Annotated in this window: 10 protein-coding genes and 1 pseudogene; 9 read left to right on the plus strand and 2 right to left on the minus strand. The window is 61.1% G+C overall.

From position 1 onward, the window contains the following. Positions 1–269, minus strand: a pseudogene (locus ABW043_RS01840) (ABC transporter permease); the annotation flags it as partial. Positions 270–418: 149 nt separating this feature from the next. After that, positions 419–1,903: an ABC transporter substrate-binding protein gene (locus tag ABW043_RS01845; protein WP_353919541.1), complete on the minus strand. Its 1,485-nt coding sequence runs from the start codon at positions 1,901–1,903 to the stop codon at positions 419–421. Positions 1,904–2,182: 279 nt separating this feature from the next. Between ABW043_RS01845 and ABW043_RS01850 the strand changes: the two genes are divergently transcribed. The 9 genes from ABW043_RS01850 to ABW043_RS01890 all read left to right on the plus strand — a co-directional run bounded on the left by ABW043_RS01850 (position 2,183) and on the right by ABW043_RS01890 (position 13,774). Continuing rightward, positions 2,183–2,635, plus strand: a complete 453-nt coding sequence (locus ABW043_RS01850; protein WP_353919542.1) for a hypothetical protein — start codon at positions 2,183–2,185, stop codon at positions 2,633–2,635. Between the two features lie 101 nt (positions 2,636–2,736). Then, on the plus strand, positions 2,737–3,711 hold the full coding sequence (locus ABW043_RS01855) for an acetylxylan esterase (RefSeq protein ID WP_353919543.1): 975 nt from the start codon (positions 2,737–2,739) through the stop codon (positions 3,709–3,711). 67 nt (positions 3,712–3,778) lie between these two features. Continuing rightward, entirely contained in the window at positions 3,779–4,783 is a 1,005-nt protein-coding gene (locus tag ABW043_RS01860; protein ID WP_353919544.1) for a LacI family DNA-binding transcriptional regulator, read from the plus strand. A 704-nt stretch (positions 4,784–5,487) separates the two neighbouring features. Then, on the plus strand, positions 5,488–7,395 hold the full coding sequence (locus tag ABW043_RS01865) for an ABC transporter substrate-binding protein (protein WP_353919545.1): 1,908 nt from the start codon (positions 5,488–5,490) through the stop codon (positions 7,393–7,395). Between the two features lie 223 nt (positions 7,396–7,618). After that, positions 7,619–8,611, plus strand: a complete 993-nt coding sequence (locus ABW043_RS01870) for an ABC transporter permease (protein ID WP_353919546.1) — start codon at positions 7,619–7,621, stop codon at positions 8,609–8,611. Between the two features lies 1 nt (position 8,612). After that, a complete protein-coding gene (locus tag ABW043_RS01875; RefSeq protein ID WP_353919547.1) occupies positions 8,613–9,749 on the plus strand; it encodes an ABC transporter permease in 1,137 nt (378 codons plus the stop codon). Positions 9,750–9,773: 24 nt separating this feature from the next. Continuing rightward, positions 9,774–10,790, plus strand: a complete 1,017-nt coding sequence (locus ABW043_RS01880) for an ABC transporter ATP-binding protein (RefSeq protein WP_353919548.1) — start codon at positions 9,774–9,776, stop codon at positions 10,788–10,790. Next, the gene (locus ABW043_RS01885; protein WP_353919549.1) at positions 10,787–11,845 is read left to right on the plus strand and encodes an ABC transporter ATP-binding protein; all 1,059 of its coding nucleotides are present in this window, start codon (positions 10,787–10,789) and stop codon (positions 11,843–11,845) included. Before ABW043_RS01880 ends, ABW043_RS01885 begins: the two co-directional genes overlap by 4 nt. Positions 11,846–11,920: 75 nt before the next feature. Further along, positions 11,921–13,774, plus strand: a complete 1,854-nt coding sequence (locus ABW043_RS01890) for a DUF2264 domain-containing protein (RefSeq protein WP_353919550.1) — start codon at positions 11,921–11,923, stop codon at positions 13,772–13,774. The last annotated feature ends 54 nt before the right edge of the window (positions 13,775–13,828 follow it).

Here is a 13,828-nt window from a genome sequence, read left to right on the forward strand (position 1 = left end):
AGCGGCAGCGTGACGGCCATGCGGTTGCCGATCTCTTCGAGCACAGAGGCGCGGCTGACGAAGGAGGTGCCGAGGTCGAGGCGCGCGATATTGCCGAGGAAGCTGACGAACTGGACATAGAGCGGCTGGTCGGAACCGACCTGGGCGCGGGCGGCGGCGATCTGTTGCTCGGTGGCGCCGACGCCGAGGAGCGCATTGGCCGGATCGCCCGGGAGCAGGCGCAGCAGCACGAAAAGCACAACCGCTGCGATGAACAGCGAGGCGATCAGGATCAGCGTGCGGCGGATGGTGTAGGCGAGAATGGGAATAGTCCTTGCGCTGATGTCAGCGCGACAATAGCGGGGCCGTAAAGGCAAAGCCACCGGCCGAGAGGCCGGTGGACAGAGTGTTCACAGTCAGAAGCGTATGGCGCTTTGGCTTATTCAGACTTCTGAATGTCGTAGGCGAAGAACTGAGAGTTCAGGCCGTTGACCGGGTAGCCGGTGACGTTGGCGGCCGAAACGACGATCTGCGGGTAGAGGTAGAGCCAGTTGCCGGCTGCGTCTTCCGCGATGATCTTGTTGGCTTCGGTCAGCTTTTCGACCTGTTCGGCTTCCGAGCCTGCAGACTCAGCGTCGGCCACGAGCTTGACGACGTCGGGGTTGTTGTAGCCCCAGTAGAAGTCAGGATTGCCGTAGAAGACGATATCGCGGTGGTTGACGTGCTCCTGCAGCGTCGCCTCGAAATTCTTCTCCTGGTAGATCTTGGTATACCACTCGTTGGCCGTGATGATGTTGATGTTCACCTTCACGCCGATCTTGGCATATTCGGACTGCAGGAACTGCGCCACGATCGGATGCGGATCGTAGTCGGGCGTGTCGAGGGTGAACTCGAAACCATCGGGATAGCCGGCTTCGGCGAGCAGGGCCTTGGCGCTCTCGACGTCATAGGCATCGACGCCCGTGAGGTCGACATACCACGGGTCGGTCGGCGGCACGAAGGAGCCGATCAGCGTGCCATAGTCACCCCAGATGGAGTTGAGGAGGCGTGCCTTGTCGGTGGCGCGGGCCAGGGCCTTGCGGACCTTGACGTTGTCGAACGGAGCGACGCGGTCGTTATAGGCCAGCAGTTCCTTGGTGGTGGAAGCGCCTTCGGTGACCGTGAAGGCCGGGTTGCCGGTGAACTGGGCCAAAGAATCCGGGCTCTGCACCGAGGTGATCACGTCGACGGCGTTGGTCAGCAGCGCGTTGTTGAGCGCGGTCGCGTCGGTGAAATAGGTGTAGATCACTTCGCCATTGGTGGCGGCTTCGCCCCAGTAGCCTTCGTAGCGCTCGAGAGCGAGGGCCGAACCGCGGCGCCATTCGCCCAGCAGGTAGGGGCCGGTGCCGTCTTCAGCAGCGGTGATGTCGGCTGCAGCGTCGTTGACGATCCAGACATAGGAGAGGTTGTAGGGCAGCGAGATCGAGCGGGCCGACAGGGTGATCACGACCGTCTTGTCATCGGGCGTTTCGATGCCGGTGATGGTCGAGAGGCTGCGCTTGCGCGAGCTCTTGGAGGCTTCGGCGGTAACGCGTTCGATAGAGTACTTAACGTCGGCCGAGGTCAGCGCATCGCCGGAGTGGAAGGTGACGCCGTCCTTGAGGGTGAAGGTATAGGTCAGGCCGTCTTCGCTGGCTTCGTAGCTTTCAACGAGCTTGGGTTCGACCGAACCGGCATCGGTGAGCTGGAAGAGGGCTTCGTAGACGTTGCCGTTGAAGGCTTCGTTGATGCCCTGGCCAGCACCGGCGGTGTTGTCGAGGTTCTGCGGCTCATAGAGCGAGCCGATGCGGATGGAAGCGTTCGGATCGAAATCCTGCGCGAGGACGGAGGCAGGCAGCGCAACGCCGGCCAGAAGGGCGGCGAGCAGGAGGGTTTTCGTGGTCATGAGACGCTCCAGTTATTGGTTGGCTTCAATCTAATTCTGGCCGGGATAAATCTCTACCGGTCCGATAGACAATCTTGTGCCGCGCTTGGGCGCATTCAGGCATTTCGTTTCACCGGCCTAGAGGGAAATAGAAATGCGTTCCGGCAGCCTATGCCGAGAGCCGGGGTTTTGAAATGTCATTTCGATCGCATATCGTTACCTGGGCGGGGCGTTTGGAGCGCTTCTTAGGGTTTTCACTATCGTAAAATCTCCGTAAGATTGTTGCGGAGATGGGTGGATATGATCGATGAAAACGATCCGGACGGGTTTGGTGAGCGGCCCTTGGCCGGGTTCACCCATTCCGTCGACGACTATCTCGCCTTCTACCGTTTTGCACTGACATCCTACAATTATCGCTGTGCTATCAGTGGTTTGCGCTTCCCTCCTGAGGCTCAGATTCTACATGAGCGGCTGCAGGTCGTGCCGATCCATCCACGCGAACTCGGCGGTTCGCTCGAAATTGGCAATGCGATTGTGCTGGAAGCCAGCATGGCCGATGCTTTCGCGCGGGGGCTCATCACCTCGACTGACGACTGGCAGGTGATCGTGCCGCGGCCGGAAGCGCTGGCCGAAGAGCAGCGTGAGCACGTTGTGGCAGGGCGCGTGCTGTTCGTTCCGGCCGAGCCGATGTTCAGGCCGGTGGCGAAAAGTCTACAATTTCATCGGCTTACGATCGCTCGTTTTCACCGCTAAGGCGGTGAGCGGCGATTGCTGTGGCAAAGTGCGGCCATGGCTGGAAATTTGCCCGTGGCGGGAGCAGGCTGGGGTAGTTTCTTCCATACTAGGATCGTTCCGTGCCATTCCCCGATCTCGTTCACCCTGCGCTCGGTGCCTATCGCAGCGCGGTGGAAATTCCCGCTGACTTTTCAACATTCTGGGCTGAAACGCTTGCTGAAGCCCGCGGTATCGGTGGCGCGGTTACCATCGAGCCGGTGGAAACGACCCTGAAGCTTGTCGAGGCGTTCGATGTGACGTTTCCCGGCTTTGGCGGCCATCCGGTCAAGGGCTGGATGGTGCTGCCCAAGCACCGGGAGGGCAAACTGCCGCTGGTGGTGCAGTTCATCGGCTATGGCGGCGGGCGCAGCTTCCCGCACGAGCTGCTGCATTGGGCGGCTTCGGGCTACGCATATTTCCGTATGGATACGCGCGGGCAGGGCAGTAGCTGGAGCATGGGCGCGACGGCGGATCCGATCGGCTCGACCTCGTCCATTCCCGGTGTGATGACCAAGGGCATCCTGGACAGGAATGATTACTACTATCGCCGCCTCTTCACCGATGGCGTGCGGGCGGTCGATATGTTGCTGGGGCAGGATTTTGTCGATCCCGAGCGTGTGGCCGTTTGCGGCGGCAGCCAGGGTGGTGGCATCGCGCTGGCAGTGGCGGGAATTGATAGCCGGGTGAAGGCGGTGATGCCGGATGTGCCGTTCCTCTGCGATTTTCCGCGGGCCGTGCGTTCTGCCGGGCGCGATCCCTATCTTGAGATTGTACGCTATCTTGCCCAGCACAGGGATAAGTCGGCCAAGGTGTTTGAAACGCTGCGATATTTCGACGGCGTCAACTTCGCGCGGCAGAGCAAGGCGGCGGCTTTGTTCTCGGTGGCGCTGATGGACGATATTTGCCCGCCTTCGACCGTCTATGGGGCGTACCAGGCATTTGCCGGAGCGGATAAAACCATTGTGGAATATGAGTTTAACAACCACGAGGGCGGCGGCCCATTTCAGGATCGCGAGCAGATGAAATGGCTCGGGGAACGGTTCGGGGTGCGTTAACGCGCGAGAATTCTTGCGTTACTCAAAAAATGCAAATATTGCGTAGTGAGTAATCAGGAATTCGGAAATGCCCAGCAAGCGCGCCAGCCAAGCCGATATCGCCGAAAAGCTCGGTGTGTCCGTGTCGACTGTGTCGCGCGCGCTGGCCAATGAAATCGGCATCAGCGATGCGGTGCGGCGCGATGTGCAGCGCGTCGCCCGCATGCTGGGCTACAAGAGCAAGCATGTGCCGGCGGCGGGCAATCTCGACAAGCGCGCCGTCGCCATGGTGCCGCTCAATGGCGCCATCGGCAGCCTTGCGAGTTTTTATCACGGCATCGTGGAAGGCATGCGCAGCCAGGCGGCGGAGTCGGGCATGGTGCTCGATGTGCGGCTGGTCAACGAGGACCATGTGACGCTTGATTTCGTGCAGCGGCACATGTCGAAATCGGGCGCGGGCGGGCTAGTCCTGGCCGGGATCGATCCCGACGAGGCGCTGGTGGAATGGGCGCTGGATGCCGATATCAGCCTGGTTCTTGCCAATGGCGTCGACCCCAAGATGCGGCTGAGTTCGGTGGCGCCGGCCAATTTCTACGGCGCCTATATGGCAACGCAGCACCTGCTCGATGCTGGGCATCGCAAGCTCCTGCACTATACTTACCGGCACCGGCACACGATCCTGCAGCGCCGCAGGGGCTTTGAAGCGGCGATTGCCGCGACCCCCGACGCGGTGGGGACGGTGGTGATCTCCAACGAGAACTCGGGCAAGGAGCTGCTGGCGGGGCTTTTGAGCGGCAAGTATGACGCTACGGCGGTGTTCTGCTGGAATGACAGCGTGGCCGTCTCGATGGTCGATGGCCTCCTGGGGCAGGACTCTCCCATGCCGAAGAACTTTTCGCTGATGGGTTTTGACGACCTTCCGATTGCCGGCATGGCCAGTCCCCGGCTGAGCACGGTTCGGGTGGATCGCGAGGCGATCGGGCGTGGCGTGGTGCGGCTGTTGTCCCAACATATGGATGGCGAGCGGGCCGTGCAGCACCTCGAGATCGGGCTGACGCTGGTCGAGGGCGAGACGGTTCATCCGGTCGAATGACATAGGGTGCAGGGCGGAGCCGTCGGCTTCTCCGGGTTTCCTGGCAATCCACTTTGCGGCAAGAATGGACCACCGGGACTGGCCCGCCTGTGACGATGGCGGATGGACGGGTCTTCTCTCGCGTCCCCCTGTCCGGCGAGTGGCGGCCCTGTTCTGCCGGGTCCATGGCCAATTTACCCAGCCCGTCCCGCAAACTTTTTTGACCTCGATGTTGAAAAATACGCAGTTTTGCGCGGTTACCCCCTCCCTATCCGGCTCTCTCTGCAATGCAATTCTCGCAATATTGCGTAAATTGCATGAAATGCGCAAATTGCTTGAATTTGCGCAAGACTGTGCATAGCTTTGCATTCGTTCGGTGACGAATAAGACAGCTGCCGGTTAGCAGACTGTTGGCATCGAGCGTAACCTGGGAGGGGAATTGGTGACTCTTCGGCAGTGGCATGCGGAACCGGTTCAGGAGGCGCTGCTGGCAGCGTCCGAATGCCGCCCGCACGCTGCGTGGTCACATCCCAGAAATCGAGAGTTGGGCAAGTCATTCGCCTTCCGGCATCGCTGCCGGAGCGTGGTTGCTGCTGTCGTTATCGCGCCGCTCGCCTGAGCGGGGTGACGTCCTTTGGGCGGAATACAATCGTGGTCGAGCTGCCGAGGAAGCGGCCGGCCGAATGTGATTGCCGGGGATGACCCCGGAAAAGGGAGGACTATGTATGGGAAAGAATTTTTCGCTTCGTCTGACCGGAGCCGTGGCCATTGCGGCCATGATGGCTGCGGCCGGGCCGGTATGGGCGCAGCAGCAATCGCCGGTATTGGACGCCGCTGTTGCCAGCGGTGAATTGCCGCCGGTTGCCGAGCGCCTGCCGGCCAATCCGCTGGTGATCACGCCGGTCGAAAGCGTCGGCACCTATGGCGGCACCTGGCACAGCGCGCTGCGCGGCGGCCTCGACAACGCCTGGATCGGCCGCACCGTCGCCTATGACGGGCTCGTTCGCTATGACCGCGAATGGAAAGAGATCATTCCGAACCTGGCCGAAAGCTGGGAAGTGAGCGAGGATTCCCGCACCTTCACCTTCAAGCTGCGCGACGGGCTCAAGTGGAACAACGGCAAGCCGTTTACCTCGGCTGACATTGCCTTTGCGGCCGAGCTCTTCAGCGAGCCGACCTATGGCGCCGGCACCTTCATGAAGAATCCGAACAATCCGGTGAAGGTTGAAGTTGTCGACGACACGACCTTCAGCTTCGTCTTCGAGAAGCCCAATGGCGTGATCATGGACGAGCTCGCGAGCATCAACGGCTTCACCATCGTCTCGCTCAACAAGGAATATTGCAGCCAGTTCTACCCCAAGTACAACGAGAACGCGGCGGCGGAAGCCAAGGCTGCGGGCTTTGAGACCTGGGAACTGTGGATGACTGATCGTTGCTCGTGGGCGACGGAAACCATCCGCTGGGCCAATCCCGAACTGCCGATGATGAATGCCTGGATGATCGAGGAGCCGCTCAAGGGTGACTCGACCCGGACGACCTTCGTGCGCAACCCCTATTACTGGAAGGTCGACACCGAGGGTAACCAACTGCCCTATATCGACCGGCTCGAAATGCGCGTTTCGGACTCGCTCGAAGAAATCACGCTGATGGCGCTCAATGGCGAGATCGACTTCCAGGATCGCCATATCGCGACAGTCGCCAACCAGCCGATCTTCTTTGACGGACAGGAAGCCGGCGACTATCGCCTCGGGGAAAACATCCCCTCCAACATGAACACGCTCATGTTGCAGTTCAACTTCAACCATGTGGACGAGAAGCGCCGCGAACTGTTCCAGAACAAGGACTTCCGCATCGGTATCAGCCACCTGATCGACCGGCCGGAAATCATCGACGTGATCTTCACCGGCCAGGGCGAACCCTACCAGGCCGCTCCGCGTCCGGAATCCCCGTTCTATGACGAGGAAATGGCCAAGCAATATACAGAGTTCGACCCCGATGCGGCTGCGGCTGCGTTCGAGGCAGCGGGCCTTACCAAGAGCGGCGAATTCTACACCTTTGCCGACGGCACGCCGCTCAAGATCACCATCGACATGATCTCCTCGTTCCGTTCGGAATGGGTCGACATGATGGAACTGCTGCAGCTCCAGCTCGAAGCCGGTGGCATCGACATCGAACTCAACAATATCGACCGCACGCTCTACTACGAAAAGCGCCCGACGGGCGATTATGACGCCCAGATCTGGCAGGGCGATGGTGGCCTCGATGTGATCCAGGAGCCGCGCTACTACCTGCCGGCAAACGATGAATCGGTCTGGGCCTATCGCTGGGCACAGTGGTTCCAGGGCTCGCGTCCGGAAATCGCCGAAGAGCCGGCTGACTGGGCCAAGGAACAGATGGACCTGCTCAACAAGCTGCGCAGCGAAGGTAGCCCGGAAGCGCGCAACGAACTGATGAAGCAGATCCTTGCCATCTCCAAGGAGAACTTCCCGGTGATCGGCGTCAGCCTGCCTGGCAATGGCTACTACATTGCCAAGAACAATATGCGGAACATAGCCGAACCGATGCTGCACGCATATCTGTACCCGACCCCGGCACCCTATGACCCGTTCCAGTGGTATTTCGCCCAGGAATAGGGTCCCTCCCGGCCCCTCGCGACCCCTCCCCAGGGCCGCGGGGGGACTGAAAAGTGGGAGAGCTGTTCACTTGGCTCACCCCCACCCTTGATCCCTCCCCACAAGGGGGAGGGAGACGATGGAACCGAGACATTTTAGCCTGCGCCTCCCTCCTCCTTGTGGGGAGGGAATGAGGGTGGGGGTGCCTCCAAGGCACCGAGTTCGTAATACCAAGGAGACGCCCATGTTGCGTTTCGTTTTCCGGCGTCTCATCGCCATGGTTCTTACGCTCTGGGCCGTCAGCTTCGTGGCTTTTGCCATTATCCAGCTGCCGCCGGGCGATTATCTCACCACTTATCTCGCCACCCTCAGCGCCAATGGCGATCGGGTGGACCCGGCGACCATCGAGGCGCTGCGCCAGCAATATGGCTTTGGCGAACCGTATATCGTCCAATACTGGAAGTGGTTCTCTGGCATCCTGTTCCGTGGCGATTTCGGCCAGAGCTTTGAGTGGAAAGCGCCGGTGACGACCTTGATCTGGGGACGCCTGGGTAATTCCATTCTCGTCGAGGGCCTTGCCGTTCTGGTCATGTGGTTCATCGCCCTGCCCATCGGCATCTATGTGGCGGTGAAGAAGTATTCGCTGGGCGATTACCTCGCGACCATCGCGGGCTTCATCGGCCTCGCCATCCCGAATTTCCTCCTGGCGCTGCTGCTGATGTATCTCAGCTTTGTCTGGTTCGGCACGACCATTGGCGGGCTCTTCTCGTCTGAATTCGAGAATGCCCGCTGGAGCCTGCCACGCATCTGGGATTTCCTGTCCCATGCCTGGGCGCCGATCCTGGTGTTGGCGACGGCCGGTACGGCCGAACTGATCCGCATCCTCCGCGCCAATCTGCTCGACGAGCTGAAGAAGCCCTATGTGACGACGGCCCGCGCCAAGGGGCTGCCGGAATGGAAGGTCATCCTCAAATATCCCGTGCGTGTGGCGCTCAATCCGCTGGTGTCGACCATCGGCTGGCTGCTGCCGGCGCTGGTGTCGAGTTCGGTGATCGTTTCGGTGGTGCTCAACCTGCCGACGGCCGGGCCGCTACTGCTGCGCTCGTTGACAAGCCAGGACATGTATCTGGCTGGCGCCATCATCATGCTGCTCGGCGTGCTCACCGTCATCGGCACCCTGATCTCGGACCTCTTGTTGGCCTGGATCGACCCCCGAATTCGCTATGGGAGTAAGTGACATGGCCGTCGATACGATTGCCCCGGCCGAACATATCGCGCCAAAACGGCTCAAGCGCGAATCCCAACTGGCCCTGATGTGGCGGCGCTTCAAGCGCCACCAGCTCGCCGTGGTCAGCCTCTGGATCGTGGTCTTCTTCTACCTCGTGGCGGCCTTTGCCGAGTTTCTTGCCCCAACCGATCCGTCGGCCTATAGCGCCCGCTATACCTACGCGCCGCCGCAGGGACTGCAGTTCATCGTCGGTACCGAAGATGGTGGTTGGGCGTTTCAGCCGCATGTGAACGGGTACAAGACCGAAGTCGATCCCAAGGCCATGCGCCGCAGCTTCGTAATCGATCCGGAAGTGATCATTCCGGTGCAGTTCTTTGCGCCCTCAAAACCCTACTATCTCGCTGGGTTCATTCCCATGTCGGTGAAGTTCATGGGTGTCGAGAACCCGCGCGATCCGTTCTATGTGATCGGGGCCGACCGGCTGGGCCGCGACATGCTGAGCCGTTTGATCCATGGCACGCGCATCTCGCTTTCCATCGGTCTTGCCGGTGTGACGCTGAGCCTCTTCTTCGGCATCGTGATCGGCGGGTTTGCCGGATATTATGGTGGGTGGTTTGACAGCACAGTAATGCGCGTCGTCGAATTCATCCGCTCGATGCCGACCATTCCGCTCTGGCTCGGGCTCGCTGCGGCACTCCCCAAGGATTGGTCTGCGCTCCAAACCTACTTTGCCATCACCATCATTCTCTCCCTCATCGGCTGGACAGAGCTGGCGCGTGTGGTGCGCGGGCGCTTCCTGTCGCTGCGAACGGAAGATTTCGTTACCGCGGCGCAGCTCGATGGGGCCAGCGATTGGCGCATCGTGACGCGGCATATGGTGCCGAGCTTTACCAGCCACATCATTGCGGCGGCGACGCTCGCCATTCCCGGCATGATCCTGGCGGAGACGGCACTGTCGTTCCTCGGGCTCGGGCTGCAGCCGCCAATCGTCAGTTGGGGCACGCTGCTGCAGGAAGCACAGAACATCCGAACGCTGGCGACGGCGCCGTGGCTGCTGGCTCCGGGCCTATGCGTGGTGATTGTGATCCTTTCGCTCAACTTCTTCGGGGACGGCCTTCGCGATGCCGCTGATCCTCATGGTCGGTAATTTTCAACTTCGGGAGTGCCTGGCATGACCAAGCCCCTCCTTTCCATCAATGACATGTCGATCGTCTTCACTTCGCCCGATGAGCCCGATATCGAGGCGGTGCGGCAGGTGGACCTGACCCTCACGCCGGGCAAGACACTGGCTCTTGTGGGCGAAAGCGGTTGCGGGAAGTCGGTGACGGCGCGGGCCGTGTTGCGCCTCCTCGACAAGAATGCCGATATCCGCACCGGCGAGATCATCTATGAGGGTGAGGGCGGGGCGACCGATATCGCCCGGCTCAAATCCGACAGCACGGCGATGCGCTCCATTCGCGGTGCGCAGATTTCGATGATCTTTCAGGAGCCGATGAGCTCGCTGTCCCCGGTCCATACGATCGGCAACCAGATCGACGAAATCACCATGCTGCATGAACGCTTGAGCCCCAAGCAGGCGCGGGAGCGCACCGTTGCGCTGCTCGACCAGGTGGGCGTGCCCGGCGCGCGGGACCGGGCGGATGCCTATCCGTTCGAATTGTCGGGCGGGTTGCGGCAGCGCGCCATGATCGCCATGGCGCTGGCCTGTACGCCAAAGCTGCTCATTGCCGACGAGCCGACGACGGCGCTCGATGTGACGACGCAGGCGCAGATTCTGGATCTCCTGCGGCAGTTGCAGGACGATTTCGGCATGGCCATGCTGTTCATCACCCATGACCTCGGGGTCGTGGCCGAAATCGCCGACGATATTGCAGTGATGTATCTCGGCGATGTGGTGGAGCAGGGGGATGTGTTCGAGGTCTTCAAGGCGCCGAAGCATCCCTATACGCAGGCGCTGATGAATTCGGTGCCGCAATTGCAGCGCAAGGCCGATCGCGTGCGGCTGACCCCGATCAAGGGGACGGTGCCGTCTCCGAAAGATCGGCCGGTCGGGTGCTCGTTCACCAGCCGCTGTCCGCATGCCTTTGGGCCATGCGCCGGGACGCGGCCGGAGCGCACACAGGTCAGCGAAGGCCATATGGCGCGCTGCCATCTCCTCACTCAGGTCAAAGAGGAGGCGCTCGCATGACGACGCTGCTTTCCGTCGAAAATCTCTCCAAGGTCTATACGCTCGGTGGCGGGCTCTTCAAACAGAGCCGCGAGCTGGTGGCGCTCAACGATATCAACCTGACGGTGGAGGCGGGGGAGACCCTCGCCATCGTGGGGGAGAGCGGCTGTGGCAAGACCACTCTCGGGCGCTGCATCATCAAGGCGCAGCCGGTGACCGAGGGGAAGGTCTTTTACCACCAGGAGGGTGGGCAGAAAGTCGAACTGACCGCGCTCGACAAGCGGGCGATCAAGCCTTGGCGCCGCGATATCCGGATGATCTTCCAGGATCCGATGAGCTCGCTCAACCCCAATATGCGGGTGTTCGATATTGTTGCCGAGCCGCTGCGGGTGCATCGTATCTGCAAGGGGCGGGAGCTGGAGGAGCGGGTGGTGTCCACCCTCGCCAAGGTAGGCATTCCGGCCGATGCCATCGGGCGCTATCCGCACGCCTTTTCGGGTGGGCAGCGGCAGCGCATCGGCATTGCCCGGGCGCTCGTGCTCGATCCGAAGCTGGTGATTGCCGACGAAGCGGTGTCGGCGCTCGACGTGTCGATCCAGGCGCAGGTGCTGAACCTGCTCGACGATCTCAAGGAAGAGTTCGGGCTGACCTATATCTTCATCAGCCATGACCTTGGTGTGGTGAACTACATCGCCGACCGGGTGGTGGTGATGTATCTCGGCCATGTGGTCGAGACGTCGCCGACCGAGCTTTTGTTCGAGCGGCCGCGTCATCCCTACACGGAAATGCTGCTCGAAGCGCTGCCCATTGCCGACCCGACGCGGCGCAAGGGGCGGAACAAGGAACTGAAGGGCGAAATCCCGTATCTCGGCAATCGGCCCAAGGGCTGCCCGTTCCACACGCGCTGCAAATATGCCGAGGACAAGTGCCGGGCCGAAAAGCCGGTGCTGCGCCCCATCAACGGTACGACCCAGATGGCCGCCTGCCACTTTGCCGACACACTCAATCTCAAGGGCGCTTATGACGCAGCGCCATCTCGCAGCCATGCCTTCTCTGAAGTCATGGCCACTCCCTAATTGTTTGTCGCGCTTCCGAACCAGAAAAGTGGAGCCCACTTTTCTTGGAAACGCTCCGAAAGGTCTTTGCTTGAAATGACTTATGATCCGGCCACAGCCAATCCGCTTTTTGGAAATCCCCTCAAGACCCGTGATGACGTCGAAAAAGGCCTTCGCGATCTCTTCCAGCCGCTGCTGCCCTATTTCTCCGAAGGGTCGGCGCGCGTTCGGCTCGATGGGGCGGGGGCGCATTTCGATCGGGCGGCGGCTGATCTCGAAGGCTTTGCGCGGCCGCTCTGGGGGCTGACGCCGCTGGCGGCGGGCGGTGGGGCGTTCGACCACTGGGAGCTTTACCGGCAGGGCCTCGCCAACGGCACCGATCCCGAGCATCCGGAATATTGGGGTACGGTGAACGGCATCGACCAGCGCCAGGTGGAATTGGCGGCCATCGGTTTTACCATGAAGATGCTGCCGCATCTGGTGTGGGACCCGCTGCCGCAGAAGGCCAAGGATAACCTCGCAGCCTATTTGAAGCATGCGCGTAAATTTGACTATGCGGACAATAACTGGAAGTTCTTCCGCATTCTCGTCGATCTCGGGCTTGAGCAGTGCGGCGTGGAATTCGACCGGTCCTATACCGACACGTTCCTCAAGGAACTTGAGGGTTTTTATCTCGGGGATGGCTGGTACCGCGACGGCAATGTCAGGCGGATCGACCACTACATTCCGTTCGCCATGCACTTTTATGGGCTGATCTATTCAAAACTCGCCAATGGCGATGAGAAGCGCGTGGCCGACTATAAAGAGCGGGCGCGGCTCTTCGCGCAGGATATTCAGCACTGGTTCGATGAGGATGGTGGCACGCTGGCTTTCGGGCGGAGCCTGACCTATCGCTTTGCCTGTGGCGGGTTCTGGGGTGCCCTGGCCTTTGCCGATGTCGAGGCGATGCCATGGGGTGTCATCAAGGGACATTTCCTGCGGCACCTGCGCTGGTGGAGCAAGCTACCGATTGCCAATGCCGATGGCGTGCTGTCGATCGGCTATGGCTATCCCAACCTCTTCATGTCCGAGAGCTACAATTCGGCGGGCTCGCCCTATTGGGCGCTGAAGGCCTTCCTGCCACTGGCGCTGCCGGCCGACCATCCGTTCTGGACGGCGGAGGAAGTCGAGGCTGACTTCCATGCCAAGCCGGTGCCGCTGAAGCATCCGGGCATGGTGATGCAGCATACCAAGGGCAATGTGGTGGCGCTGTCGAGCGGCCAGCAGAACTGGCAGATGCGGGCGGGCACCGAAAAGTACGCCAAGTTCGTCTATTCGAGCCGCTACGGCTTCTCGGTGGAAGTGGACGAGCGGGCCTATCACAACGGCGCCTTCGACGGCGCGCTGGCCTTTTCGGATGATGGCCGGCACTACCGCGTGCGCGAGAGCAACGAGGTGGCGCAGATTGCCGAGAATGTGCTGTTTGCGCGCTGGAAGCCGTGGAGCGATGTCGAGGTTGAGACCTGGCTCATTCCCGCGCATCACTGGCATGTAAGGCTGCATCGCATCAACACGCCGCGGGCGTTGCATGCGACCGAGGGCGGTTTTGCCATCGGCCGGGCCGATTTCAACGGCGATACCTATATCGACGAGCCGGGCCGTGGGGTTGCCAAGAGCAAGACCGATGTCAGTGCCATTCTCGATCTCGGCGGCAAGCGCGAGGGCCGGGCGTTCCGCGCCTTCCCCAATACCAACCTGATCGTCTCCAAAACCATCGTGCCGCAATTGCGCGGTGAAATTCCGGTGGGGACGACGGTGCTGGTGACGGCGGCCATGGCGCTGCCGGCGGGCTCGGAGGCGGAAGCCGCGCTGGCAGCGCCGCCGCATGCGCCAGACCTCGCGGCGCTTGAGGCGCTTTTTGCCCGTGAGGGCGTTGATGTCAGCGCCATTCTGGTGCCGGAGCGGTTCTGATGCGTCCAAAACTTCTCTTTGCCATGGCGGCAGACAAGACGCGGTACGTCTTCG

It is taken from the genome of Devosia sp. (assembly GCF_040509215.1).
Classification (GTDB): domain Bacteria; phylum Pseudomonadota; class Alphaproteobacteria; order Rhizobiales; family Devosiaceae; genus Devosia.